The 24,922-nt window shown below is 68.6% G+C and carries 26 protein-coding genes; 14 read left to right on the top strand and 12 right to left on the bottom strand.

The features are described from left to right. Positions 1–6: 6 nt before the first annotated feature. Both EAS64_RS26110 and EAS64_RS26105 read right to left on the bottom strand, forming a co-directional pair. Positions 7–867 (bottom strand): DMT family transporter, encoded by an 861-nt coding sequence (locus EAS64_RS26110; protein WP_145857149.1) that lies wholly within the window; start codon positions 865–867, stop codon positions 7–9. 215 nt (positions 868–1,082) lie between these two features. Continuing rightward, on the bottom strand, positions 1,083–1,469 hold the full coding sequence (locus EAS64_RS26105; protein ID WP_145857147.1) for a nuclear transport factor 2 family protein: 387 nt from the start codon (positions 1,467–1,469) through the stop codon (positions 1,083–1,085). A gap of 137 nt (positions 1,470–1,606) precedes the next feature. Here EAS64_RS26105 and EAS64_RS26100 point away from each other — a divergent pair, with 137 nt between their 5' ends. Next, complete coding sequence (locus tag EAS64_RS26100) at positions 1,607–2,614, top strand: sigma-70 family RNA polymerase sigma factor (RefSeq protein WP_145857146.1); 1,008 nt, start codon at positions 1,607–1,609, stop codon at positions 2,612–2,614. A gap of 16 nt (positions 2,615–2,630) precedes the next feature. Here the strand turns inward: EAS64_RS26100 and EAS64_RS26095 are convergent, their stop codons facing one another. After that, positions 2,631–3,539: a LysR family transcriptional regulator gene (locus EAS64_RS26095; protein WP_187366184.1), complete on the bottom strand. Its 909-nt coding sequence runs from the start codon at positions 3,537–3,539 to the stop codon at positions 2,631–2,633. A gap of 134 nt (positions 3,540–3,673) precedes the next feature. Here EAS64_RS26095 and EAS64_RS26090 point away from each other — a divergent pair, with 134 nt between their 5' ends. The 7 genes from EAS64_RS26090 (at position 3,674) to EAS64_RS26060 (ending at position 10,011) form a co-directional block, all read left to right on the top strand. Continuing rightward, a complete protein-coding gene (locus EAS64_RS26090) occupies positions 3,674–4,672 on the top strand; it encodes a fumarylacetoacetate hydrolase family protein (RefSeq protein WP_222849613.1) in 999 nt (332 codons plus the stop codon). Further along, positions 4,669–5,697, top strand: coding sequence for an amidohydrolase family protein (locus EAS64_RS26085; protein WP_145857142.1), 1,029 nt, complete (start codon positions 4,669–4,671; stop codon positions 5,695–5,697). Before EAS64_RS26090 ends, EAS64_RS26085 begins: the two co-directional genes overlap by 4 nt. Continuing rightward, entirely contained in the window at positions 5,694–6,650 is a 957-nt protein-coding gene (locus EAS64_RS26080; protein ID WP_222849612.1) for an MBL fold metallo-hydrolase, read from the top strand. Before EAS64_RS26085 ends, EAS64_RS26080 begins: the two co-directional genes overlap by 4 nt. Positions 6,651–6,683: 33 nt before the next feature. Beyond that, positions 6,684–6,989 carry a type II toxin-antitoxin system Phd/YefM family antitoxin gene (locus EAS64_RS26075; protein WP_246115868.1) on the top strand — a complete coding sequence of 102 codons (306 nt, stop codon included), beginning with the start codon at positions 6,684–6,686 and terminating at the stop codon, positions 6,987–6,989. After that, complete coding sequence (locus EAS64_RS26070; RefSeq protein WP_145857139.1) at positions 6,986–7,399, top strand: type II toxin-antitoxin system VapC family toxin; 414 nt, start codon at positions 6,986–6,988, stop codon at positions 7,397–7,399. Before EAS64_RS26075 ends, EAS64_RS26070 begins: the two co-directional genes overlap by 4 nt. A 385-nt stretch (positions 7,400–7,784) precedes the next feature. Next, positions 7,785–8,993: an FAD-dependent oxidoreductase gene (locus EAS64_RS26065; protein ID WP_145857137.1), complete on the top strand. Its 1,209-nt coding sequence runs from the start codon at positions 7,785–7,787 to the stop codon at positions 8,991–8,993. A 61-nt stretch (positions 8,994–9,054) separates the two neighbouring features. Continuing rightward, complete coding sequence (locus EAS64_RS26060) at positions 9,055–10,011, top strand: fumarylacetoacetate hydrolase family protein (RefSeq protein WP_145857135.1); 957 nt, start codon at positions 9,055–9,057, stop codon at positions 10,009–10,011. Positions 10,012–10,188: 177 nt separating this feature from the next. Here the strand turns inward: EAS64_RS26060 and EAS64_RS26055 are convergent, their stop codons facing one another. The 3 genes from EAS64_RS26055 to EAS64_RS26045 are packed head-to-tail and all read right to left on the bottom strand — an operon-like array spanning position 10,189 to position 13,007. Next, entirely contained in the window at positions 10,189–11,163 is a 975-nt protein-coding gene (locus tag EAS64_RS26055; RefSeq protein ID WP_145857133.1) for an NADPH:quinone oxidoreductase family protein, read from the bottom strand. A 33-nt stretch (positions 11,164–11,196) separates the two neighbouring features. Then, entirely contained in the window at positions 11,197–11,946 is a 750-nt protein-coding gene (locus EAS64_RS26050) for a GntR family transcriptional regulator (protein ID WP_145857130.1), read from the bottom strand. A 35-nt stretch (positions 11,947–11,981) separates the two neighbouring features. Continuing rightward, positions 11,982–13,007: a MaoC family dehydratase gene (locus EAS64_RS26045; RefSeq protein WP_145857128.1), complete on the bottom strand. Its 1,026-nt coding sequence runs from the start codon at positions 13,005–13,007 to the stop codon at positions 11,982–11,984. A 131-nt stretch (positions 13,008–13,138) separates the two neighbouring features. Here EAS64_RS26045 and EAS64_RS26040 point away from each other — a divergent pair, with 131 nt between their 5' ends. The 4 genes from EAS64_RS26040 (at position 13,139) to EAS64_RS26025 (ending at position 17,248) form a co-directional block, all read left to right on the top strand. After that, a complete protein-coding gene (locus EAS64_RS26040; RefSeq protein ID WP_145857126.1) occupies positions 13,139–14,380 on the top strand; it encodes a CoA transferase in 1,242 nt (413 codons plus the stop codon). 12 nt (positions 14,381–14,392) lie between these two features. Next, a complete protein-coding gene (locus EAS64_RS26035) occupies positions 14,393–15,598 on the top strand; it encodes an acyl-CoA dehydrogenase family protein (RefSeq protein WP_145857125.1) in 1,206 nt (401 codons plus the stop codon). A 94-nt stretch (positions 15,599–15,692) separates the two neighbouring features. Continuing rightward, entirely contained in the window at positions 15,693–16,415 is a 723-nt protein-coding gene (locus EAS64_RS26030; RefSeq protein ID WP_222849611.1) for a GntR family transcriptional regulator, read from the top strand. A 32-nt stretch (positions 16,416–16,447) separates the two neighbouring features. After that, positions 16,448–17,248, top strand: coding sequence for an alkaline phosphatase family protein (locus tag EAS64_RS26025; RefSeq protein ID WP_145857124.1), 801 nt, complete (start codon positions 16,448–16,450; stop codon positions 17,246–17,248). A gap of 43 nt (positions 17,249–17,291) precedes the next feature. Here the strand turns inward: EAS64_RS26025 and EAS64_RS26020 are convergent, their stop codons facing one another. Then, a complete protein-coding gene (locus tag EAS64_RS26020) occupies positions 17,292–18,545 on the bottom strand; it encodes an RNA-guided endonuclease InsQ/TnpB family protein (RefSeq protein WP_500691523.1) in 1,254 nt (417 codons plus the stop codon). Here EAS64_RS26020 and tnpA point away from each other — a divergent pair. Together tnpA and EAS64_RS46145 are read left to right on the top strand one after the other, a co-directional pair. Next, a complete protein-coding gene (gene tnpA / locus EAS64_RS26015; RefSeq protein WP_145857123.1) occupies positions 18,510–18,926 on the top strand; it encodes an IS200/IS605 family transposase in 417 nt (138 codons plus the stop codon). The two genes, EAS64_RS26020 and tnpA, sit on opposite strands and share 36 nt — an antisense overlap. Positions 18,927–19,283: 357 nt before the next feature. Continuing rightward, positions 19,284–19,613 (top strand): hypothetical protein, encoded by a 330-nt coding sequence (locus EAS64_RS46145; protein WP_342782078.1) that lies wholly within the window; start codon positions 19,284–19,286, stop codon positions 19,611–19,613. A 70-nt stretch (positions 19,614–19,683) separates the two neighbouring features. Here the strand turns inward: EAS64_RS46145 and EAS64_RS26005 are convergent, their stop codons facing one another. From EAS64_RS26005 to EAS64_RS25985, 5 genes are all read right to left on the bottom strand, one after another. After that, positions 19,684–20,850 (bottom strand): CaiB/BaiF CoA transferase family protein, encoded by a 1,167-nt coding sequence (locus tag EAS64_RS26005; protein ID WP_145857121.1) that lies wholly within the window; start codon positions 20,848–20,850, stop codon positions 19,684–19,686. Between the two features lie 124 nt (positions 20,851–20,974). Further along, positions 20,975–21,445 (bottom strand): hypothetical protein, encoded by a 471-nt coding sequence (locus tag EAS64_RS26000; protein WP_145857120.1) that lies wholly within the window; start codon positions 21,443–21,445, stop codon positions 20,975–20,977. Positions 21,446–21,702: 257 nt separating this feature from the next. Continuing rightward, positions 21,703–22,584 (bottom strand): alpha/beta fold hydrolase, encoded by an 882-nt coding sequence (locus tag EAS64_RS25995; protein ID WP_145857119.1) that lies wholly within the window; start codon positions 22,582–22,584, stop codon positions 21,703–21,705. Between the two features lie 197 nt (positions 22,585–22,781). After that, positions 22,782–23,561 carry an SCO family protein gene (locus tag EAS64_RS25990; RefSeq protein WP_187366183.1) on the bottom strand — a complete coding sequence of 260 codons (780 nt, stop codon included), beginning with the start codon at positions 23,559–23,561 and terminating at the stop codon, positions 22,782–22,784. 249 nt (positions 23,562–23,810) lie between these two features. Beyond that, on the bottom strand, positions 23,811–24,146 hold the full coding sequence (locus tag EAS64_RS25985) for a four-helix bundle copper-binding protein (RefSeq protein WP_145857117.1): 336 nt from the start codon (positions 24,144–24,146) through the stop codon (positions 23,811–23,813). Between the last annotated feature and the right edge of the window lie 776 nt (positions 24,147–24,922).

Below are 24,922 nucleotides of genomic sequence, written 5' to 3'. Positions count from 1 at the left end.
AGTGCGCTAGGCGTCTGTGGGGTTGAGATCTTGCGGCGCCGTTCGCGACAGCGCGATGACTCCGACGCCCAAAATCACCATGGCCAGGGCGGCAAGGGCGATCCTCGGCGGGCTGTCGGTGAAGCGCTCGTCGAACAGCCAGACACTCAAGGCGATGCTGGCGAGCGGGTTGACGATGACCAGAAGGGGCTGCGACACGCTCAACGGCCCGACGTGCAGAGCGGACTGGCTGAGCAGCATGCCGGTTATGACGGCGGCAACCAGGGCGTACACAGGCCAGCGAGTGAGCATGCCGCTAATGCCGTGCATGGCGAGCGTCTCGGACGCTGTCTTGATGAACGTTGCCGTCACGGCCCACGCCAACCCTGCCGCCGCCGCCAGCAGGGCAGCTCGGCGTGTCGGTGAACCGCGCGTTCCGAGTACGGCCAACACGGCAATTGCCCCGCCGAACACGGGCAACGCGGACAGCCATTGCGCCGCCTCGGGAGTGGAGTGCCCGCCGGTCGGCTCAGCCGCCACGAGGAACGCCGCCAGCGCCGCGCAGACGACCAGTGCCGCCGCCCACGCGACCCGCGCCACGTCCTGGTGGATCCACACCCGGCGCAGCACCAGGACAAAGACAAGCTCCGTGACTAGGACCGGCTGGACCACCGACAGCTGGCCCTGGTGGAGCGCGACGGCCTGGAACGCGAACGCGCCCCCGGCCGCGATCCAGCCGAGCAGCCACGTCGGCTGCCGGAACAGGTAAGCGATCAGGCGCCAGCCCTTCTCCCCCTTCGGCGCGCCGTGGCTGGCCGAATGCTGCGTCATCAGGTTGACCGCGCTGGACAAGGCGGCAGCCAGGGCAAACGCCACGCTGAGGGTCATGCCTGGTTACCCGTTTCCCCCTATCTGCAACCGTTCACGTGCCACCCGGAGTGGCGCCTCCCCGCAGAACGGCCGACTACCTGCCGCCTGCGCTTAACACTTTCGTGCTGCCGGCCCGTCCGCATCACCCCTACTGGGTGACGGCCGCACCGGGCGCCGGTGATGGCGCGGTAGCCAGGCGGCGGCCGGGGTACGTCCCGGCCGCCGCCTGCTGATTAGCGGGCCGCGTAGAAGACGACGTGCTCGGACTTGATCTTGCTGTCGTCGTCGAGGAGGTAGAGCCGGGAGCCGGGCAGGGTTACTTTTCCGGCTCCGAAGTCGGCCTCGACGGTCAGCATGATCAGTGCGTTTCGGGCATCGCCGGTGCTGGCGATGATCTGTGCGCTGCCGGGCACGACGGCCTGCGCGAATTGGATCAGGCCGGTCATGTAGTCATCGGCGCCGGTCAGGTCGGTGGGCGGCGGGAACGGCATGGTGGTGATCGCGGTGACGTGCACGTCCGGTGCGAGGCCGGTGCGCGCGGTGACGTAGTCGTGGTTGCTCCAGGCGTCAACGTGCGCGCGGGCGACGGTGACGGCCGGGGATTCGTTCGGTGCGGACATCTTGGTTCTCCCTATCTATTGCGTACGTGCTGTACTCCTGGTGGAGACGGCAGCCGGCTGCCGGAACTGGGCGGCTGCCGCCCGCCCAGTTCCTTGGCGCGCGATCGTCTGTACTGGAGCTGAGCGGAGGCCGCACGGTGACGACCGATCTGCTTGACCGGGCCCAGGCGGGCGATGCCGACGCGTTCGCCCTCCTTGTCGGCCCGTACCGGCGTGAACTGCAGGTGCACTGCTACCGGCTGCTGGGGTCGGTGGCGGACGCCGAGGACGCTCTGCAGGAGACCTTGCTGTCGGCCTGGCAGGGCCTGCCCGCCTTCGAGGGGCGCGCGTCGGTCCGGACCTGGCTGTACCGGGTAGCCACCAGCCGGTGCATCGACGCGCTCCGGTCGGGCCGCCGGCGTCCGGCGCTGGTCTCCTCGCCACCGGACGGGCTGGCACCGCCGGAACCGACCCGGCTAGGCGAGGTGCTGTGGCTGGAGCCCTACCCGGATGACCTGCTCTCCGGCATCGCCGACAGCACGCCTGGCCCGGAAGCCAGGTACGAGTCCAGGGAGGCGATCTCGCTTGCCTTCATCACCGCCCTGCAACTGCTGCCGCCACGGCAGCGGGCCGTGGTACTGCTCCGCGACGTGCTCGGCTTCCACGCCAGTGAGGCGGCCCGCATCTTGGACGTGAGCGAGGAATCGGTCACCAGCGCGCTCAAGCGCGCCCGCGCGGCACTCGAACGGCACCGGCCCTCACAACAGCTGCCCGCGCCGCCTCCCGGCTCGCCTGCCGAGCGGGAACTCGTGGAGCGGCTGACTGCGGCATTCGAGTCGGCCAACGTGGACGCCATAATCGCGATGATGACCGAGGACGTCTGGCTGACCATGCCACCGCTGCCGCTGGAGTACCAGGGCCGCGAGCGCGCCGCCGCGTTCCTCAGCGCCACGGCGTTCCGGCCCGGCTGGACCGCCCGGCTCATCCCGGCCAGAGCGAACGGCCAGCCCGCGTTCGGCTTCTACGCCCGCGACCCGGACACCGGCAGCTACTACACGGTCGGGTTGATGGTCCTCACCCTGTCCGGCACCCAGGTGTCAGCGATGACGCGCTTCGATCCGGCTGTCCTGCCCAGGTTCGGGCTCCCGCCATCCCTCAGGAACTGAAGCCGGCGCGTCCGGTTCACGCGTGGGACACGGCGCGGATCTGCTCGCGCAGCCATGCGTGTCCCGGGTCACGGTCTCGGCGGGCGTGCCAGTACATCGACTCGTGAAGCGACGTGATGGGCATGTCGGGCTCGAGGAGGACGATTTCCGCCGACGAGGCGACGCGCTTCCCCAGGCTTTCCGGAAGGAGCGTGATGAGCTTCGTTCCCGCGAGCATGTACGGCATGGCGACGAAACTGCTGGCTGTCGCCTCAACGGTGCGGTCGATGCCGGCCTTGTCGAGGTCCTGGTCCCAGAGGCTCTGCCCGCCGGGTACCCGGTACTGGAGGTAGGGGTAAGCACCAAGCACTTCGGTAGTGAGCTGGCCTTTCGCGGCGGGGTGCCGGTTCCAGACCGCTCCGACGAAGCGGTCGGAGAGCACCGGCATACTCAGGCAGTCGGGTAGCTGGGCCGGGTCGACGAGCCGGTCCGGCAGGATCGTGATGTCCACTTCGTCCCGCTGCAGTGCGGTCAGATACCGCTCCGAAACCGGGGCCAGCTCAATGCGCAGCGTCGCCGACAGGCCCGATAGGCGGCCGAGCAATGGGCGGATGAGTGTCACCCCGACATAGTCGCTGGCGTTAACGGTGAATGTTCGCTCGTCATGTGCCGGATCGAAGCTGGGTGGCCGGACGATCGACTGCTCGATGATGGCGATCACCTCCCGCACCGGGTCGATCAGGGACTCGCCGCGCGGCGTGAGCTGCAGGCTTCGACCCTGCCTGACAAGCAGTTCGTCGCCAAGCACCCTGCGCAGCCTGGCCAGTGCCGCGCTGGTCGCCGGCTGGGACATGTTGAGTTGCTCCGCGGCGCGCGTCACGTTCTTCTCGCGCAGCAGCGCGTCCAGGAAGACCAGCAGGTTCAGGTCCACTTGCTGCAAGTTCACCGCCGCCTCCTCGCTACTGACCACGTCCGCGCACCGTGCGGCCAACCGCTGCCGGCCGGTGGCGCCGATCATAACCACGATGGATACCAACCAGCCACGAAGTGAACTTCCGCTTATGCCGCCGCCTCACTAGCGTGACCAGGAACGAAGGGAACGCGATGCACCGGCACGTGGACGGATGGGCGCTTGGCCGGTTCCAGGACGGACCAGATCTGTTCGCCGCCCTGGTGGTCGGGGACAGGGTGATCCGCCTTGAGCCCGACGCGGTGGTCAAGGGCCCGGCCACGATCCGGGCGCTGCTTGACGACTGGGCGCGGGTCCGCCCCGTCCTCGCCGGGCTCGCCGCGGCGGCGGGGCCGGAGGACGGCGTGCCGCTTGGCAGCCTGCGGTTGGCCGCGCCGGTGGAGCCGCGGCAGATCTTCCAGGCTGGCGCCAACTACCGCTCGCACGTCGCCGAGATCACCGTGTCCGGGCGGGAACCGGGCGATACCCGTTCCGACGATGAGCTGCGCCGGGTAGCCGAAGCGATCATGGACGAGCGGGTCCGCACCGGCAGCCCGTTCTTCTTCTCCGGCCTTCCGTCGGCGATGTGCGGTCCCGACGACGACGTACTGCTGCCGCCGGAGGCGGCGCACGTCGACTGGGAGGCGGAGCTCGCGGTCGTTATCGGGGCCACGGCCCGCCGCGTGCCGCGTGAGCGGGCGCTTGAGTATGTCGCCGGGTACACGGTCTGCAACGACATCAGCGCACGCGACCTGCAGTTCCCTGCCGAGCACCGGCCGCTGGGGGGTGACTGGATCCGGGCGAAGAACCGCCCCACGTTCCTGCCGACCGGGCCGTTCCTTGTGCCCGCCGACCAGGTCGGGGATCACCGCGACCTGGAGATCACCTTCGAGCTGAACGGCGAGCGCCTGCAGCAGGACACGCCCCGCAACATGCTGTTCGACCTGCCTACGCTCATCGCGGCGGCGTCGGCCGCGACCACCCTGTTCCCCGGCGATCTCATCCTGACCGGAAGTCCGGCGGGCAACGGAGGTGTCTGGCGGCGCTGGCTTCAGCCCGGCGACGTCATGGTGACGGCGATCGCCGGCCTGGGAACTCAGCGCAACCCGTGCGTACCGGAGGATGTATGAGCCCGCTGTCAGTCGACGTCCACGCGCACGCGCTTGTCCCCGCCGCCGAGGCCCTGGTCGCCGACCGGCCGGAGCTGGCGCAGGCACGCGCGGAGGAGGCCCGCGGGGCCGGCCCGCGCTCTGCCGAGGTGAACAGGGAGCAGATCGGCCAGCTCGCGCCCGCGCTCATCGACCCGCTGGTGCGGCTGGCCGCGATGGACGCCGCCGGCATTGACGTCCAGCTGGTCAGCCCCATGCCCATCCACCACTACTGGGCCGCCCCGGACCTGGCCGCCCGCTACGCCGAAGCCGTTAACGGCGGCATTCTCAAGCACTGTTCCGCTGCTCCCGGGCGGCTCATCGGGCTCGGCACGGCGCCGCTGCAGCACCCCGGCCTGGCCGTGGAAGTCCTCGACCGGGCCGTCAGCGACGGCCTGCACGGCGTGGAAGTGGCCACCTACGTCGCGGGCAGTGAGCTCGCCGACCCGTCTCTCGAGCCCTTCTGGGCGCGGGCCGCGGAGCTGGGAGCCGTCGTCTTCATCCACCCGTGGGGATGCACCCTCGGCGAACGCCTGGATATCGCCTACCTGTCCAACATCGTCGGCAACCCGGTGGAAACCACGGTGGCGCTCTCCCGCCTGATCTTCTCTGGCCTGCTTGACCGCCACCCCGGCCTCAAGATCCTCGCCGCCCACGGCGGCGGCTACCTGCCCGGCTACCTCGGCAGGGGCGACCACGCCTGGCACGTCCGCCCGGACTCCCGCACCTGTGCCGAGCCGCCAAGCGCCTACATCCGCCGGCTGTGGTTCGACGCCCTGGTCTACACGCCGGAGGGCCTGCGCACCCTGACCGCGGCCGCCGGAGCGGACCGGGTGCTGCTCGGCACCGACTATCCCTTCGACATGGGGATCCCCGATCCGCTCGACCGGCTCGCCGCGGCCGGGCTGCCGTCGTCGGCGAGCGAGGCGATCCGCGGCGGAAACGCCGCCGCCCTGCTCGGCGCCCTGCCAGCCGTGCCGCGTGACAACGAAAGGACCGGAGCGTGAGCACCAGTCACGATCACCCCGTCACTGCCCCCGGCCGGGTGGAGGAAGTCGCCGAAGGTGTCTTCGCCTATATCCAGCCCGACGGCAGCTGGATGATCAACAACACCGGCTTCCTGCCCGCCCGCGATGGCGTCACCGCCATCGACGCCTGCTCCACCCAGCGGCGCACCAGGGACTTCCTCGAGACGATCCGGGCTGTCACCAAGCTGCCGGTGCGCACGCTGGTCAACACCCACCACCACCCCGACCACACGGCAGGCAACGGGCTGTTCACGCAGGCGACCATCGTGGCCCATGACAACGCCAGGCCGGAGATGCGCCTGCTCGGGCTGCCGCGGAACACCGGCATCTGGACCGACGTGAACTACGGCGACCTCCAGCTCACGCTGCCCTTCCTGACCTTCGCCGACCGGCTCACCCTGTGGGTCGATGAACTGCGGTGCGAGCTGCTGTTCGCCGGGCAGCCCGCGCACACGAACAACGACATCGTCGCGTGGATACCCGAACGCTCGGTGCTGTTCGCGGGCGACCTGCTGTTCAACGGGGGCACCCCGTTGCTGCTGTCCGGGTCGGTGACCGGAGCGGCGGAGGTACTGGAGAACTTCGTCCGGCCGCTCGGCGCCCGCACCATCGTGCCCGGTCACGGGCCGGTGGCCGGCCCCGAGATCATCGACGAGGTGCTCGGCTACCTCCGGTTCGTCAGGGAAACCGCGGTGCGCGCCCGGGCGGCCGGGCTGACACCGCTTGAGGCGGGCCGCGAATGCGACCTGGGCCGTTATGCGGAGTGGAGTGACCCGGAGCGCATCGTCGGGAACCTGCACCGCGCGTACGCCGACCTAGCCGCGGCGGAACCGGAGCAAGCCGGGGATGCCGGCGGAGCCGTCGACATGCTCGGCGCGCTGGCCGACATGGTCACCTACAACGGCGGGCGACCGCTCACCTGCCTCGCCTGATAATCTGTCTAGACAGGACTAGACAGATTTTGGATGGTGCTCATGACGTCATCCACTCCGGACCACTGGCAGATCCAAGACGCCAAGCAGCGCTTCAGCGAATTGATCCGTGCGGTAACGAACGAGGGACCGCAGGTCATCACCCGGCACGGAGAGGATGTCGCGGTAATCGTGGATATCAGGGACTATCGTAGGCTGACCCGGCCTGCGGTGGACCTTGCTAGCACCTTGCTTGGCGGTCCGAAGCTCGACGACCGAACCGCAGATGTCTTCACGGAGATCGAGGCCGAACGTAAGACTGACTTCGGGCGTGCGGTCGATCTTGAGGCGGGCACGTGACCTACCTGCTCGATACCAACATCCTGTCGGAGACGCGCAAGCGTCAGCCAGCGGCGGGCGTGGTCGACTGGATTGCCGCCACGCCACCGGACCGGCTGCATATCTCCGTACTAACCCTGGGCGAGATCGAGCAGGGAATCGCGAAAGTTCGCGGCCGGGGAGACCGGCACCAAGCCTCCGCCCTCGAGCGCTGGCTCCGCGATGTGGAGACCGGGTTCGAAGACCGAGTCCTCCCAGTCACTTTCCCCGTCGCCGCTGCCTGGGGCCGTCAGCACTACGCGCAGCACCTTCCGGTGATCGACGCGCTAATCGCGGCAACAGCGCGACTGCACAGCATGACCGTTGTCACCCGGAACGTCAAGGACTTTGAGCTGGCCGGCGTTCAAGTCTTCAACCCCTTCGCTGAGTAAGCGGCGGCTCTGCACCGCGGCGAGCGAAACGCTTTTCCTGACGTCTAACTAAGCCGCGTGCTATTCACCGGATGAATTGATGGGATGCCCAGCGTCAAGTTCCCCCCGAATTGCCCTGCTCCTAGCCTGGTCAGCAACAAGCAGCACGTGCGGCAAATGGAGAGCGCCATGACAAGCCTGATCGCGAAACTCGGGTACGTCGGGGTCGCCACGCCCCGATTCGAGGAGATGCGGACCTGGGGGCCGCAGGTTTCATTAACTTCCGGGAGGGCAAGCGCGGCGACATGTGGGGGCACAAATTCCGCATACAGCCGAACGAGGCCATGCACCCCTACGCGCGCTAGCCCGACCGCCAGCTGTGCCAGCTCTCAACGAGGAGACCCCCTTGACCGACACCAGCGTCCGGCCCGGCCGCGTTGCCGTCCTCGGCGGCGGCCCGGCCGGCATGGCCACCGCCCTTTCCGTCCACCAGGCCGGCCATGAGGTCGTCATCTACGAGCGCTACCCCGAGGCGCGCCCGGCCGGGAACATTCTCAACCTGTGGCCGCCGCCGCTGAAGGCCCTGCGCGTGCTCGGCGTCGACACCAATGACCTCGGCTCCCCGTGCCAGTCCGAGTTCAGGAACGCCAAGGGCAAGGTGCGCGTGCGCGTCAAGGCCGACCCGGAGGTGGAGCGGTTGTTCGGCCGCGGCGGCGGCTTCATCGGCCTGCTGCGGCCGGAGCTCTACGAGCGCATGCTGGCCGCCCTGCCGCCGGGCGTGCTGCACACCAACCAGTTGGTTGAGCGCATCGAGCAGGACGACAAGGGCGTGACCCTGCACTTCGCCGACGGCAGCACTAACCAGGCGGACGTCCTGGTCGGCGCGGACGGCATCAACTCGCTGGTCCGCCGCACCCTGTGGGGCGACACGCCCATCCGCGAGCACCGGCTGCACGTCATTGGCGGCTTCACCTTTGACGAAGTCGCCGGCACCGAACCGGGCATGGCCATCATCGGCCACGGCCGGGCCGTCCAGGGCAGCTGGACATCGATCAGGTACAAGGGCCGTGACGGCCACCAGTGGTGGGTGCTTGAAGCCTGCGACCCGGATGCCCCGGCCCCCGCCGACCTGCGGGCGCACGCGAAGAAGCTGGCGGCGCGGTTCCCCGCTCCGCTGCCCGAACTCATCAACCACACCGAGGCCGCCAACGTCCAGCGCTGGGTACTGCGCGACCGCGGGTACCTGGACCAGTGGTCGAAGGGCCGCATCACCCTGGCCGGCGACGCGGCGCACGCCACGTCGCCGTACGCGGCCTACGGCGCGGGCATGGCCATCGAGGACGGCTACTTCATCGGCCGTGCCCTGCGGAATGTCGACCTCACCGACTCGGCCGCGGTGAGCCAGGCTCTGCAGACCTACGAAGATCCGCGCAGGCCGCACACCCAGTTCCAGGTCAAGCAGGCCCACCAGCTGGGCAAGATCTTCCACCACACGCCACGGCTGCTGCGGCCGGTCCGCGATCTCGTCTTCGACTACACGCCCTTCCTGCAGAAGGTGGCCGGAGACACCAACCCGCGCGAAATCAACAAGCAACTCGCCCTGATTAACGACTGACACCACACTCACCGCGCCGCGCGCGGAAGCCCGGTTCTCGACCAGGCCCACGGAGGATCTCATGCGATTTGCCAGTTACAGCCACGGCGGCGGTTTGACGCGGGCCGGCGTGGTCAGCGACGCGGGAGTACACCCCCTTTCACCGAACGAGAGCGTGCTTGACCTGGTCCGAGCCGGGCTGCCGGCCGCCTTGGCGGCCGGCACGCGTGCGCTCGGCGAGCCGGCCGTGCCGCTGGACGCGGTCCGGCTGCTGCCGCCGCTCGCCCCGCCGACGATCCGCGACTTCGTCGCCTTCGAGGAGCACGTGGAGGGCATCGCCGGAGGTGTGGTGCCGGAGTGGTACGAGGCGCCCACGTTCTACTTCACCAATCCGTACGCGCTGATCGGGGCGGCCGACGACGTGCCGGTCCCGCCCGGGTGCGAACTGCTCGACTTCGAACTCGAGGTCGCCGTGGTGGTCGGGCGCGACGGCAGCTCGCTGTCGCCGGAGCAGGCGCGCGAGCAGATCTTCGGCTACACCGTGCTCAACGACTGGTCGGCCCGGGACCTGCAGCGCCGCGAGATGAAGGTGATGCTCGGCCCGGCCAAGGGCAAGGACTTCGCCACCACCCTCGGGCCCTGGCTAGTGACCGCGGACGAGCTCGAGCCCTACCGCGACGACGACGGGTTCCTGGCCCTCGACCTGCGCGCGTTCGTCAACGGCGAGTTGGTCGGGCAGGACCTGCTGTCCAACATGGGCTGGCCGTTCGAAGAGCTCATCGCCTATGCCTCACGCGGCACCGAGGTGCGGGCGGGCGACGTGCTCGGCTCCGGCACCTGCGGCAACGGCGGCTGCCTGGCCGAACTGTGGGGCCGCCGGGGGCAGACAGAACCGCCGGCGCTGCGCCCGGGCGACCTCGTCGAGCTGATCGTCGAAGGGATCGGCACGGTGCGCAACCGCGTGGTACCCGGGCTCACGCTGCCGCCGGTAGGCGCGGCACGCACCCGTTCGGTGCCGCGGGTGAGAAAGCGCGGATAACCCGCAGCCGCTGCTGCGCCTCAGCTGGTGACCCGCTTCGCCTGCGCTTCTATGCGCATGGCGAGCGCCTCGGCGAGAAACCGGCGCTGCTCGGCGAACTGCCGTGTAACGGCGCCCCTGCGCCCGCGGCCGCACGTCGTCTGCTCGTGGCTGTTCTGCCTGCATGACTGGAATCCATCACCAGTCGGCGAGCCGCAGCACGGAACGACCCATCGTCCGGCGCTCCGCCATGTCGGCCAGGGCGAGCGGCGCGTCGGTCAGCGGGTAGACCGTTCCCACGGGCGGAATGAGCTGGCCTGCTTCCAGTAGCGGCAGTAGCTCGAGCCATTGCTCGCGCGGGTACTGCGGCTGCTTGCTGACGTAGGCACCCCAGGCGACGCCCACTACGTCGATGTTGTTGAGTAGCAGGCGGTTGACCCGCACCTGCGGGATCTCGCCGCTGGCGAAGCCGATGACCAGCAGCCTGCCGCCGGGGGCGAGAGACCGCAGGGAGTCGGTGAAGCGCTCACCGCCCACCGGGTCGACCACCATGTCCACGCCCGCGCCGCCGCTGAGCGCGGCGACCTGCTCGCGAAAGCCGTCCGCCGTGACCACATCGTCCGCGCCCGCGGCCTTGGCTACCGCCGCCTTCTCCGCGCTGGACACAACCGCGATGGACCTGGCACCGTACGCGCGCAGCAGTTGCAGGGCCGCGGTGCCGATGCCGCCCGCGGCGCCGTGCACGAGGACGGTCTCGCCCGGCCGCAGCGAGGCCCGGCGAGTCAGGGCGAAGTGCATGGTCAGGTAGTTCATCGGCAGCGCGCATCCCTCGGCGAAGGAAAGCCGGTCAGGCAGCGCGAACACCATGCCCGGGGTGACGTCCACGACCTCAGCGAACCCGCCGAACGAGGGGAATGCCGCTACCCGCTGCCCGGGGACGAACCCGCTGTCCGCGGGGGCAGTCCGCACCACCCCGGCGACCTCGGCGCCGGGAACGAACGGCAGTTCTGGCTTGTACTGATACTCGCCGCGGGTGAGCAGGACGTCAGGGAAGGTCAGACCCGCCGCCGCCACGTCGATCCGCACCGCCGCCGGATCGGCGGCGGGCTCGGCGGTCTCGCGGATGGTCACCGATTCCGGCCCGTCCAAGGACGTGATCCAGGCTGCTCTCATGGCAGGCAGGCTATCGCCATGGCGTTCGCTATGTCAGGTGAGGCTGCGGCGCAGGTTCGTGCGGTACGAGTAAAGCTCGGGCAGAAAATGGCTCACCGCGAGTTCGACCGGGGTACCCCTGGTGTCCAGGTACAGCCGGTCGATCCGCAGCAGCGGGTGGCCCGTGGGACAGCCAAGGGCCTCCGCTGACCTAGCGTCGGCGAGCGCCACCGTGATGCTCTGCTCCGCTTCCGCGATGGGGGCGGACAGCCGGGCATCAAGCAGCCCGATGATCGTCACGTCGCTGGTGGCCCCCTCGGAGACCAGCTCCGCGGACGAGGCCAGGGCCATGCCCGCCTCGGGCGGCAGCGATACCACCGTGAGGCAAAACGGGGTCCCGCGGTGCGAGCGGCAGAAGGCAACCGCGTACACGATGTCGCTTGACAGCCGGAGCCGGCCAGCGGCGGCCACGTCCACCTGGCGCCGCAGGGGCGTGACGATATTCATTTCGGTGTCCGCGGACAGGCCCATCAGATCGTCGACCGAGCCGAACTGCCTGACGTACGTGCCGTCACGCGAGGCCGCGAACGTCCCGCGGCCGGGAACGCGGTACACCATGCCCTCGGACACCAGGTCCTGGAAGGCGCGCCGGACGGTCTGCCTGCTCACCTGATAGCGGGCGGCGAACTCCGCCTCGGTGGGCAGCCTGCGGCCGTCGGCATAGCGGCCTTGCAGGATCTCCTCTCTGACCTCGCGGGCCAGGCTGGCGTAACTGCTTTCCTGCTGTCGGGTCCTGCCCGCCATCCGCCCCACGTTCCGTTCTGTCCGCGCCGGCACGATTATGCAAACAGGGCGACGAACCGCCAGTCCAGCACTTCGGACGGCGGCACGTCCCGACGGCGGGCGCTGACCCGCGACCGGAGGTAGACGAGGGTGCCGCCGGACGCCGACGACCCAGACACCAACGGGTCTGTGCGCTCCACTTCGATCGCAGACGTCAGGGTGTCACCTTCGCGCACCGGCCCGACGTGATCGCAGCCAAGCCAGCCGACGACGGTGACCATGCCGGGAAGCGCCCGAACGGCCTGGTGCAGGGCGATCCCGATGGTATGGCCGCCGTAGACAAGCCTGCCGGACGCCGCGTTGGTTTCGTCATGGTGCACCTTGGCCACGTTCAGCGTGAGCCGTGCCAGTTCCGGCGCGCTGGATACCACGTCCCCGCCGACAACGCGGAACAGCTCCCCTGGCACCGGGACCCGCCGACTCTTCGCGGGCAGCATCGCCCGGTAGCCGTCAAGGTTCCAGTTCTCCGTGACCCGCGCCATGTCCTGCGCGGTCAGCTCGGCGCCGATGGCGGACAGGTCATCGGCCTGGCCGGTTTCCCTGTCTGCGTCGCGCAGCGGCAGCATCGCGCAGCGCCAGAAGTCCAGGACAGGCCGTCCGCACTGATCCGTGACGCTCATCTGGAGCGCCGCAAGTCCGGTCGCCGGGCGTCCGGGTCGCCGGGAGTTCTGCCGCAGGCCGGCCACTTCGGTGACGGTGCGCAGGGTGTCCCCGATGCACGGTGCCCGCCGGAACACGACGCCGCGGTAGAACAGGTTCGCCACCACCGTGTGCGTCGCGATCGTTGACTGGCCGATGGCGACGTCCCAGACGAGATTGGGAGCCGCGAGCACGTGACCGTCGCCGAGCACCCTGCGGGACAGCTCACCGTCAAGTACCAGCGGCAGCCGGCCCCCGACGATCGCCCGGTGGGCCGCTGCCAGCCCTTCGGTGAGCGTCAGGCCCGGGCTCTCGGCGAAGCGCTGGCCCACGTGGAGGTCTTCGAAGTAGGGACCGTCGACCAGTGTTTCCGTCGGACTCACCGCGCCTCCTAGCCATCGATTGAAATGTACGGCCAAATTTTCCACTGGTACCGCCAGGGTAGCGGCATACGTATTGACATGGGAAGACGTCTGAGGACAATATGGCCGTACATATAAGGAGCCGTGATCAGATGACTGTCCGCTCGCACGGGCTGCCGACGACAGGGAAACCGCTGACGGGCCTGCGGGTCATCGAACTCGCGACGTTCGTCGCGGGACCGCTGGGGGGAATGACCCTCGCGCAGCTCGGCGCGGAGGTCATCAGGGTCGACCCGCCGGGCGGGTCTGCCGACTACTCTCGCTGGCCGGTGGCCGCCTCGGGCACCAGTCTCTACTGGACCGGGCTGAACAAGGGCAAGCGCTCCCTCGTCACCGACTTCCGTTCCGCCGAGGGCAGGGACCTGATCACGCGGCTGATCGCGGCGTCAGGACCGGGCGGCGGGATCGTGCTGACCAACGCCGACCGGCCCTGGCTGAGTTACGAGGCGCTGTCGCAGGCCAGGCCGGACCTGATCCACGTGCGGATCGACGGCCTCCATGACGGCCGGCCCGCCGTGGACTACACGGTGAACGCCAGCACGGGATTCCCCCTGGTGACCGGGCCGGAGGAGCATGCAGGCCCGGTCAACCACGTGCTGCCCGCCTGGGACGTCGCATGCGGGCTCTACGCGGCGATCGCCATCCTGGGCGCGGAGCGGCAGCGCCGGCTGACCGGGACGGGGCAGCGGATCAGCGTGGCGCTCGACGACGTCGCGCTAGCGACCGCCGGGAACCTGGGTTTCCTGGCCGAGGCGGAAGTCAACGGCGCCAGCCGGCCGAAGGTCGGCAACCACCTGTACGGTTCCTTCGCACGTGACTTCGCCACCCGCGACGGCCAACGGGTCATGGTGGTAGCCCTGACTGCGCGGCACTGGACGGACCTGGTGGCCGCCACCGGAATGCGCGGACCGGTATCCGCGCTTGAACAGGCGCTCGGCGTCGACTTCTCCGCCGAGCAGGACCGGTTCGCCTACCGTGATTCGCTGGCAGGCCTGCTGCAGCGCTGGTTCGGCGACCGCGACCTGGATCAGGTCCGCGAGGCCCTCGCGCCTGCCTCCACCTTGTGGTCGGTCTACCGGAGCTTCCGCGACCTGGCGGAAAGCGATGACGTGCGCGCCAATCCCCTGATGGGCATCATCGACCAGCCGGGCATCGGTCCCTACCACGCGCCCGCCTCCCCCATCAACGCCGGGATGAGGGCCCCGGTCCGCGCGCCGCTGCTCGGCGAAGACACGGCCGAGATCCTGCGGGCCGATCTCGGCCTCAGCGACGACACGATCAAGGAACTACTAGAGCGCGGGGTGGTCGCTACCGCCTCGCCGTCACGGCGATAGCGAGGTCGGAACGTGGGCCGGTTGGCACAGACAGAGGGACTCAGCGAGGTCCAGCGGCAGATCATCGATGCCGTCCGTGAGTTCGTGGACCGGGAGATCATCCCGAACGCCCAGCAGCTTGAGCACGACGACGTGTACCCGCAGAAGATCGTCGACAGCATGTGCGAGATGGGACTGTTCGGCCTGACCATCCCCGAGGAATACGGCGGCCTCGGCGAGTCGCTGCTGACGTACGCGCTGGCCGTGGAGGAGATATCCCGCGGCTGGATGAGCATCTCCGGCATCATCAATACGCACTTCATCGTCGCCTACATGCTGCTTCAGCACGGCACGGAAGAGCAGAAGCGGCGGTACCTGCCGCGCATGGCGGCGGGCGAACTGCGCGGCGCCTTCTCCATGTCGGAACCCGACTGCGGCTCTGACGTGTCCGCGATCAAGACCAGGGCGGTCCGCGCCAGTGCTGGTGACCGGGACGGCTACGTCATCGACGGGCAGAAGATGTGGCTGACCAACGGCGGTACCGCCACGCTGGTCGCCGTGCTCGTCAAGACCGACGAGGGCGCGGAGTCCGTGTACCGGAACATGACCACGTTCCTGGTGGAGAAGAAGCAGGGTTACGGCGCGGTGGAACCCGGCCTGACCATCCCGGGCAAGATCGAGAAGATGGGCTACAAGGGAGTCGACACGACCGAGCTCATCTTCACCGGCTACCGCACGTCAGCGGAGCAGATCCTGGGCGGGACACCGGGCCGCGGCTTCTACCAGATGATGGACGGGGTCGAGGTCGGCCGGGTCAACGTGGCCGCCCGCGGCTGCGGCGTCGCGCTGCGCGCCTTCGAGCTCGGCGTACGCTACGCGCAGCAGCGCGCGAGCTTCGGCAAGCCGATCGCCCAGCACCAGGCGGTGCAGTTCCGCCTGGCGGAGATGGCCACCAAGGTCGAAGCGGCGCACCAGATGATGATCATGGCGGCACGGAAGAAGGACTCCGGCCAGCGCAACGACCTGGAAGCCGGCATGGCCAAATACCTCGCCGCGGAGTACTGCCGTGAGGTGGTGGAGGACTCATTCCGCATCCACGGCGGCTACGGGTTCTCCAAGGAGTACGAGATCGAGCGCCTCTACCGGGAGGCTCCCATGCTGCTGATCGGCGAGGGCACCTCCGACATCCAGAAGATGATCATCGGACGGCGCATCCTGGAGGACTACCGGGTCCAGTAACGCAACCTCACGTCATATATTTTGTTTCAGATAAGGTACATGGATGTGATGCCATTATCGTGACTCGCTGTTAATAGCCCTGGAGATTGGGATCGTGCGCCACGCCGCAGCTTTGCCAGACCCCTTCGCGGACGCCGACGCCGCCCCTCGCGGGCTGTTCCGCCCGACGAGCACCCAGCAGGTCACCGACTACATCCGCCGGCAGATCTTCGAAGGCAATCTCACCGTCGGCGAGCGGGTACCCCAGGACGAGATCGCCGCTCAGCTGGGCGTCAGCCGCGTCCCCGTACGCGAGGCGGTCATCGCACTCGACCGCGAGGGCTGGATAATGATGCAGCCGCACCGCGGGGCGTACGTGGTCGGCCTGGACGAGAATTCCACGCGCGACCACTACGAATTGCTTGGGCGCGTGTACGGCTTCGGCGCGCGCCGGGCCGCGGAGCGCTCGACGCCTGAGCAGATCAACGCGCTCGCGGCGGTGCACCGCCAGCTGCAGGCGGCTGCCGGCCCCCAGGAGTTCAGCAAGCTCAACCGGGACTTCCTGCGCCGGATCGTGAGTATGGCGGCATCCCGGCGGGTCAGCGCGACCGTACGGCTGATGGCGGTCAGCATCATTCCCGGCGACTTCTTCGTGGAAGTCCCTGCCGCCATCAAGACCCACAAGCGCCACCTGCGAGAGATCATGAAGGCCATGAAGGCGGGTGACGGCGAGGCCGTCGAGCGCGAGACCATCGCGACGCTGCGGCAGGAAGCAGACCTCGTGGTCACCCTGCTGACCGAGCGCGGCATCATCGGCCGGGGAGCAAGCCCCGCCTGACCGCGACTGCGCCCGCGCCCTAAGCTACAGCCGTGCCCACGGTTCCCGCGTTCGACCACATCTTCGTCATCGTCATGGAAAACCATTCGGCGAGCCAGATCATCGGCAGCGCTGACGCTCCGTTCATCAACGAACTCGCCGCCAGCTATGGCCTGGCCGCGAACTATACGGCGGTCTCGCACCCGAGCCTGCCCAACTACCTGGCGCTCACCGGCGGGGCCACGTTCGGCCTGAGCACGGACTGCACCGGCTGCTTCCAGAACGCGCCGAACATCGCCGTCGACCGCGTGGGCGCGTCGGGCCGCCCCTGGCGGGCCTACATGGAGTCGATGCCGTCGCCCGCCTTCGTCGGCGATGCCTACCCCTACATGCAAAAGCACGACCCGTTCGTCTACTACGACAACATCAGGACCGACCCCGTGCAGTTCGCCAACGTTGTGCCCTACACCCAGCTCGCCAAGGACCTGTCCGCTCTCGACAGCACGCCGTCCTACGGCTGGATCACCCCGAACATGATCGACGACATGCACGACGGCACCGTCGCCCAGGGCGACAACTGGCTGTCGGCCGCGGTGCCCGCGCTGCTGTCCTCCGCCGCGTTCACCCAGCGGCGGTCACTCCTGCTGATCACCTGGGACGAGAACGACGACTCGCCGGGCAACGAGGTCGCCACCCTGGTCATCGCCCAGGGAGTCCCCGCCGGCTTCAAGTCGCAGGTCCCGTACAACCACTACAGCCTGCTGCGCACGATCGAGACGGCCTGGGGGCTGGCCCCGCTTACCGCCAACGACGCCGCCGCGACCGCGATGATCGACTTCTTCCCCGGTCATTGACGCGCTCCGCGCCCTGAAGGGCACGGATTCAGCCGGCGCCGCTTTACGCGGCGCTTCTGCGGCTTCCCGCTTCACGGGCCGGTGCCACCGCTAGCGGTGGTCTTACCTGGCCTCCACGGGCGTTTTGAGCCTCCCTGCGTCCCAGGGCGGCTATGTTCCTCGCTGCGTTCACGTCCCGGTCATGGACCGTCCCGCATTCCTTGCACTGCCATTCGCGGACGCTCAGCGGCTTGGGGCCGTCCTTCGCCCCGCACGCGCTGCACACTTGCGACGTGGGCTCGAACCGTCCGGTCTTCCGGAACTCCCGGCCGTAAAGCTTCGCCTTGTACTCCAGCATGTTCACGAACGCGGACCAGCCCGCGTCGTGGACCGACTTCGCCAGCCGCGTCCGCGCCAGGTCCCGCACCGGCAAGTCCTCTACCGTCACCGCTTGGTTTTCGCGGATGACATGCGTGGAGAGCTTGTGGTGGAAGTCGCGGCGCGCGTCCGCGACGTGAGCGTGCGCCCGCGCGACCCTGACGCGGGCCTTCTCGCGGTTCCTGCTGCCCTTCTGCTTGCGGGACAGGTCCCGCTGCGCCTTCCTGAGCTTCTTCTGCGCCCTGCGGAAAAACTTCGGGGCGCTGACCTTGGTGCCGTCGTCCATGACGGCGAAGTGGCTCAGGCCGAGGTCGATCCCGCACTCGCGGCCGGTCTCCGGGAGCGGCTCCTGCGTGACCTCGACGACGAACGAGACGAAGTAACGGCCGGCCTCGTCGCGGGTCAGCGTGACCGAGGCCGGCGCGGCCGGGAGGTCACGGGTCCACCGCACCTTGACGTCGCCGATCTTCGGCAGCCGCAGCCGCCCGTTGCCGAGGATCCTGAACCGGCTGTTGGCGGTGAACCGCAGCGACTGCCGCGGGTCCTTCCGTGACTTGAACCGGGGCGCTTCCACCTTCGGCCCCTTCCGCTTCCCGCTGAGCGAGTCGAAGAAGGCCCGGTACGCCTTGCTGAGGTCGGCTAGGGACTGCTGCAAGACGACCGAGGAGACCTCGTTCAGCCACGCGCGTTCCGGGGTGGCCTTCGACGCGGTGAGCCGGGCGGACATCTCCGCGTCCGTGGGGTACTTCTCCCCGGCATCGCGGGCGGCCCTGCGGTGCGCCAGCGCGTCGTTCCAGACCACGCGGACGCAGCCGAGCGCGCGGCCGGCCGCGGAGCGCTCGGCGGGCGTCAGGTACGCGCGGTAGTTGTAACGGAGCTGCACGTCCTCAGTGCAGTTGGTCTCATGGCTGAGTACGACGACATCCGCACTGGCAGACACTGTATTTTTATCCTTCATGCGCATTTGGTCTTCGTGACGAAATACCGGCACCAGGTCTTCGGGAACGAGCACCTTGTGCGGCTCGAAGAGGTCATGCGGGACGTGTGCGCGGACTTCGAAGTGAAGCTTGAGGAGTTCAACGGCGAGTCGAATCACGTCCACCTGCTCGTGAACTTCCCGCCCAAGGTCGCGCTGTCGAAGCTGGTCAACTCCCTTAAGGGCGTGTCCTCGCGGCGTATGCGGCAGGAGTTCCCCGGCTTGCGCCGGCACTACTACCGGGCGAACCGGCTGTGGTCAGCGTCGTACTTCGCCGGGTCGGTCGGGGGTGCTCCCATCTCGGTGCTGCGCCAGTACATCGAGCAGCAGTACCGGCCTGCTTAGAGCACGCTCGGGCCTGGCGGCCATCCCCCGTCCGCTTCCACCACCGGCCTGAAGGCCAGCGCACTAGCCGGACAACCCGGTAGCAAACGAAGTAGCGGGAACCGCTCGTCACCCGTCCGCGTCATAGGGGAAGGTAACGCCAGACGGAGGACAGCTAATGAAACCCATTCTCAAATCTGTGCCGGTGTCCGTTGCCGTGGCGCGCTCGCGGCGCTGGCAGCGGCCGGATGCGGGACCGTCACTGGCGGCACGCCGAATTCGGCGCCGGCCGCGCAAGCCGGATTTGCCGGGTACAAATGGACGGTTACCGCCATTGATCAGGCCGGGAAGGAAACGACTGTCCCGGATCGATACGGGGTGGGCCTGCAGTTCACGCCGAACGGGGGATTCGGCGCCAGCGACTCTGTCAACTACCACAGCGGGACCTACCGCCAGGCCGGCGACGGCTTCGCGACCAGCAGCCTCTACACGACCGCGATGGGCTACTCCGGTAAGGACCCGGTCGTGCTGCTGGCGGTGAGCGCAATCTCGGCCTTCGACAACGGTGTTCACGCGGCTGCCGCGCTGAACGGAGACCAGCTCACGGTCACGGTCGGCGGCTACACCCTTATTGCTCGCCGTGACGGCAGGCAGGCCAACCCCCCGACAGTGATCCCAACCGGGGCGTCGTCCTCCGTTGCCGGGTAAACCGGTCGGGGCACCAGATGATCAGGGCGCGTGCTGGGCTGCGTCGAACCGCTGTAGGCGAGGCCGCCGGTCACGGCGCCACCGACGCCGGGTCGATGCCCAGCTCCCCGAGCACCGCCTCGGTGTGCTCGCCGAGTCCGGGAACCGCCCCCATCGGCGGCTCCGGCCCGGCGAAAGTCAGAGGCGGCTCTGGTAGCAGCACGGACCCGTTCGGTATGTCCACCTCGCGCCACCGGTTGCGCGCGGCAAGATGCGGGTGGGTGAGCACCTCGGTCGGGGTCCGGTAGACGGCGTTGCCGATGCCCGCCGCGTCCGCGGCGTCCTGCACCTCACCGAGGGTGCGGGACGCGCACCACTGCGCAAGGATCGCGTCGAGTTCGCCACGACGGCTCACCCGCTCGTCATTGCGGGCGTAGCTGGGATCGGCGGCGAGATCCTCGCGGCCAAGCATCAGTGTGGCGAGCCGTCGCCACTCGGCGTCATTCGTGGTGCCGAGGACCGCTACCCGGCCGTCGGCGGTGGGGTACGCGCCGTACGGCGCCACGGCGGGCGATCCGACGCCCACAGGCTGCTGGTCGGTGCCCGCGTAGCGGGTCCAGGTCAGCGGGTAGCCCATCATTTCGATGGCGGCGTCAAACATGCTGATCTCGATGTGCCTGCCGCGGCCGGTGGCCGCGCGCTCGGTCAGCGCGCCGAGCACGGCGATGGCCGCGTACAGGCCCGAGGTCATGTCGGCGTACGGCGGGCCCGGCTTGGCCGGCTCGCCCGGCCGGCCGGTAACCGCGCAGGCCCCCGCCTCGGCCTGGATGAGCAGGTCGTAAGCGCGCTTGCCGGACAGCGGGCCGCCACTGCCGTAGCCGGAGATCTCGACGCTGACCAGCCGGGAGTGCTGGGTGGCCAGGTCATCGGGGCCGATCCCGAGACGGCCGGTCGCACCAGGCCCGAGGTTCGACACCAGGACGTCGGCACGGTCGAGCAGCGCGTGCAGTGCCTGCCTGGCGGGCGGAACGGCGAGATCGAGAGCGACCGACTCCTTGCCCCTGTTCAGCCAGACGAAGTGCGCGGCCATGCCGTTCGCGACGTCGTCGTAGCGCCGGGCGAAGTCTCCGCCTGCTGCTGGGTTCTCGACCTTGATCACCCGGGCGCCCAGGTCGGCCAGGGTGCGGGTGGCCAGCGGGGCGGCTACGGCCTGCTCGATCGCGATGACGAGCACCCCGTCAAGCGGTCCTCGGGTCATACCCATCACATTCCCCGCTAGAAGGTCAACGTGCGTACAACGGCCGCGGCGTGGACGGCAACGGCCCCGCGGGAATGTGCCCGCGAGGCCGTTGCCGTCATCGCGCCGGGTTCGGCGAGCTACCTCACGGGCAAGCGCTGGCGAGCGCGCCGAGGCCGCCGGTGATGGTGGTCGTCGCATCCGCGGTGCTCTGCGTCGTCGCCTTCTGCACGTCCGCGATCCAGGCGCTCAGCACGCTCTTGCCCTTGGCCGAGGTGAGCTTGGCCTTGTCCGCCGCGAGCTGAGACAGGTAGGTCGTCATGTCGGCTGAGGCCTTCGCCTTGGACTCGGCCTGCATCGTCGTCAGGGTGGTGATCGCCGACGAGCTGACCTGCTTGATGATGGTGCAGTCCGCTGCGGGGATCGCGTCCGCGGCCGGGGCCGAGCTCGCGGCGGACGCGGCGGCCGACGCGCTTGCCGCGGACGCGGCTGCCGACGCACTCGTCGTGGACGCGGCGGGGGCGCTTGACGAGTTTGAGCTGCTGCAGGCGGCAAGCGCCGCACAGATCCCGCCGGCGACGAACAGTGTCAGCGCGGGCTTGGTCACTTTGAACATTTCAGTCTCCTCTTCGGCCATTGCCGGGCCTCCCCGAGGTCGTCGCGGGGACACATCGGCGTGCCGACAGCGTGGGTTCACGATCTGCTGGATGGGGTCGTCTGGTAACGGCTTAGGAGAACGACGTTCGGCACACCCTAAACCAGCAGAAAACCGTCTTCAATAGGACAGCGACCGCCGCAACGGCCCGGGGACGCCCAGACAGGCGCCGGTCAGGGCGCCTTTGCAGGTCAGTGCTGGTCTCGAGCATCGAGCAGTCAGCCGCTACCTTCCGCGGTCCAGCAGGCAAGCACCGCGCGCAGTGCGGTCATCAGGCTGAGCGGTTCGTCCAGCAGGACGTGGTGTCCGCCAGGCACCTCAACGACAGGAACTCCCTGGCCCAGCCGGGCGCGCAGGCGGCTGGACATTTCCCTGGTCATGATCCCTTGCTGTGCGCGCAGGACCGCGGCACGGCACTTGCCCCGCTCCGCACCGGACGACGAGACCGGACGCGGTGTCATCCTCGTGAACAGGCCCTGATCGAACTTCCACCGCCACTCACCGTTGTCCTGACGGACCACCGAGCACGCGGCGACGTGCTCGCGGGCGTACGGCAGCACCGGATGCTCGGGGATCAGGCGGAACCGGTCCAGGATCGCCTCACGGCTGGCATAGGTACGCTGCGCCCCCATGCCCCGTGCGGATGCCGATACCTCTGGCGGGGGCGGTCCCTCGAACATGGGCGAGTCGATGACCACTATTCCGGCCAGGGCATCGCCGTAGCGGCCGGCCGCGTGCAGCGCGATGTGGCCGCCGAGGCTGTGGCCGATGACGAACGGCGGCCCCGAGATTCCGGCGGAAGACGCGACCGCCATCACCTCCGCGGCCCACTGGTCGAAGCTGTACCGGTCCCGCCAGTCGCTGTCCCCGTGGCCCGATATGCTCAGGGCCGCCACGCGCAAGCCGTCGGCCTCCAGGAACGGGGCGATGTGGTCCCACCAGCGGGCATGGGCAGCAGTACCGTGCACCAGGACCGCGCCGGGCATTCCCCGGTCCCCCCATGCCCGGTAGGAGATCCGTGCGCCATCCACGGCGACGGACTCATCGGAGGCCGGCGCCGCCAGGGCCGAGGTGAACCAGGCCTCCTGCTGCGCAGTCACCGCAGCTCCCTTGCGGGCACAGGCATCACCAGTTCCATGAAATACCAAAGACAACGCGGCGGCGCGTGCGCAGTCGGCCGAATCCGTTCGGGATTGTTATATTTAATTTAGTACACGATACGCGGTTGCGGATGGCAGCCGCAAACCTCAGGGTCAGGCTCGGCAGTCGCCATTCCTGCGATCGGGCGCCGCTGCGCTTAGCGGGCTAGTGCGCGGGCGACTTGGGCGATGCCCTGTCCCCAGGCGGCGATCTGGCCCGCTGGAAGGTAGGAGGCGCCGGAGGATGCGTGGTCCGCCATGGGGGCGGCGATGAACCGTTCCCGTCCGGCCGGGTCGATGAAGTACACAGCGGAGGTATGCACGATGTCGGCGTCCGGGCTGGGCGCCTGGACCGCGATTTCGTAGCCGTCCCACACCTTGCGCAGGTCCGGGACCGGCCCGGTGAGGAAATGCCAGCCGGGGATCGTGATCAGCCGCTGCTCGCGGGAGTAGGCCAGCATGTCCGCGACCGCGGCGTGGTACTGGTTCACGTTGACCGCGGCGAACACGACCTTGGCGGCCAGAGCGCCGAGATCGCGGTAGGCATCGACGTTCTCTTGCGACACGATCGGGCAGATGTCGGTGCAGTGCGGGTCCATGAACTCCAGGACTACCACCTTGCCGCGCAGCGCTGACAGGGACAGGGCGCGTCCGTCCTGATCGGTAAGCGTGAAACCCGGGGCGACGCGTACTGGCACCGGCGACAGGCCCATCAGGTTGATCTGCGCATCGCTCACGCTGGCCGGGATGCCCGACGGGCGCGCCAGCTGAGGGCCGCCGGGGTGCGTGACGGCGACGACCGCCAGGACTGCCGCCCCGGCCAGGATGATGGCGGCCAGGCTCGCCCAGAATGTCAGCCAGCCGCGCCGCGAGGCACCCGCCGATCCGGGAGCTGGCCGGGCCGGCGCGGCCGTTCCCACGGTGTCCGCCTCACGCATACCCGGCAGCATAGGCCGCTCCCGGCCGGGAGGCTGCCGGAGCCGGATGACATGTTTGTCATCTTCTGGGCCGCCGCAGCCGGCGTCGGTCTCCCAGGCGGTGCTTGCCCTGCTGCGGGCAGCGGCGCTGCAGGTGCCGGTCCTGATCGTCGTGGACGACCGCGGTGCTGGCGGCATCAACGTGCAACACGCAACCGTTCCGCTAACTCGGCTTTTCTTCCCTGCCTACGTACGACGGCACGCTCTGGATCAGCCTGCATGTGGGAAAAGGTCGAGAACCCGTCTCCGCTGTGGTCGATGGCGAGCTGAGCTGGGTCGCCCCGGCAGGCAGGCAGCTATTTCATGGCATCCACACGCCTGGCGGCTGGTAACCCCGATGGTGGCGGTGCAGACATCGGCGCAGTCCAGGCACAGCCGGATGCACGCGACCATGTCGGTCACGTTGTGCTCACTCAAATCGGCGTCGATGTCGGCGATGCAGGCCTGGGCACAGTCGCTGAGCGCGTCGATGGCGGCGGCCCGCACGCCGACGTCGACGATGCCGGTGCCCGTGTAGGTGTCCAGCAGCTGGCGGGCGTAGCTCATGGGCCCTCCTTCAAGGCAAAGCAGCAACAGTAAATCGGTACCCCGTATGAGACAAGGGCTACCCGGCGGGCTGGATAGACGCCGCCTGCGCGCTGACCCTGTCGGACGCCGTGATTGAGGCGATCAGCGGGATATAAACCCTCGGGCTGCGCGCCTAAACCGCCTGAACTACGTACCAGATCTGAATTTCCTCTATTATCCGGACATCTGATGTTCGACGCCGGTACGTTAGCGAATTGCACGACGACCATGCGGCGCATCATAAGGAGCTGGCGAAGCAACTGTGCGGATCTGATTTACGAATGGCTGGGCGCCGGCTGCGCTCAGGTAAAGGTCTCAGTCACGGTATCGACCAGCATGCCGGCGGAGTTGTAGGCGCGGAGGGTGAACGGCGCGCTATCAATGCCGAATCCGGTGCCGACTGCGTGCCAGCCGTTTCCCAGGGGCTGCAGCTGTGCGTCGCCGGCCTCGTGGAGGCGGCAGATCTGCTAACACCGGATAGCCCCTTACTGGCATCCCGTCGTGCACCAGAGGATGACAAGTGACCACGACCCTCGTTTTCGCCGGACCCAGCGCGACCGCTCAAGCTGTCATAACGCTCTAACCTGGTTCTGTAGTCGGAGCCTTCCAGGCTGGGGAAGTCTTCAATTTCGCCGCTGAATCCACCATCGCCACAGAAACTCGCGCCTACGAAGTCAGGCAACGCTCCGTTGAAAAGAGACTGGTCGGCTGGACTGGCTGATCTACCGCGGCGGCCCGTCCGTTACCGCGGGACA

Source organism: Trebonia kvetii, assembly GCF_007827045.1.
GTDB lineage: Bacteria > Actinomycetota > Actinomycetes > Streptosporangiales > Streptosporangiaceae > Trebonia > Trebonia kvetii.
The sequence above is the reverse complement of the archived record's forward strand: the minus strand, read 5'-3'. Positions and strand labels throughout refer to the sequence as shown.

Bases quoted from the DNA above. Each gene is read 5' to 3' on its own strand.
- EAS64_RS26110 (WP_145857149.1), bottom strand. From the start codon at position 867: ATGACCCTCAGCGTGGCGTTTGCCCTGGCTGCCGCCTTGTCCAGCGCG.
- EAS64_RS26105 (WP_145857147.1), bottom strand. From the start codon at position 1,469: ATGTCCGCACCGAACGAATCCCCGGCCGTCACCGTCGCCCGCGCGCAC.
- EAS64_RS26085 (WP_145857142.1), top strand. From the start codon at position 4,669: ATGAGCCCGCTGTCAGTCGACGTCCACGCGCACGCGCTTGTCCCCGCC.
- EAS64_RS26075 (WP_246115868.1), top strand. From the start codon at position 6,684: ATGGTGCTCATGACGTCATCCACTCCGGACCACTGGCAGATCCAAGAC.
- EAS64_RS26060 (WP_145857135.1), top strand. From the start codon at position 9,055: ATGCGATTTGCCAGTTACAGCCACGGCGGCGGTTTGACGCGGGCCGGC.
- EAS64_RS26055 (WP_145857133.1), bottom strand. From the start codon at position 11,163: ATGAGAGCAGCCTGGATCACGTCCTTGGACGGGCCGGAATCGGTGACC.
- EAS64_RS26050 (WP_145857130.1), bottom strand. From the start codon at position 11,946: ATGGCGGGCAGGACCCGACAGCAGGAAAGCAGTTACGCCAGCCTGGCC.
- EAS64_RS26040 (WP_145857126.1), top strand. From the start codon at position 13,139: ATGACTGTCCGCTCGCACGGGCTGCCGACGACAGGGAAACCGCTGACG.
- tnpA (WP_145857123.1), top strand. From the start codon at position 18,510: ATGGCTGAGTACGACGACATCCGCACTGGCAGACACTGTATTTTTATC.
- EAS64_RS26005 (WP_145857121.1), bottom strand. From the start codon at position 20,850: ATGACCCGAGGACCGCTTGACGGGGTGCTCGTCATCGCGATCGAGCAG.
- EAS64_RS26000 (WP_145857120.1), bottom strand. From the start codon at position 21,445: ATGTTCAAAGTGACCAAGCCCGCGCTGACACTGTTCGTCGCCGGCGGG.
- EAS64_RS25990 (WP_187366183.1), bottom strand. From the start codon at position 23,561: ATGCGTGAGGCGGACACCGTGGGAACGGCCGCGCCGGCCCGGCCAGCT.
- EAS64_RS25985 (WP_145857117.1), bottom strand. From the start codon at position 24,146: ATGAGCTACGCCCGCCAGCTGCTGGACACCTACACGGGCACCGGCATC.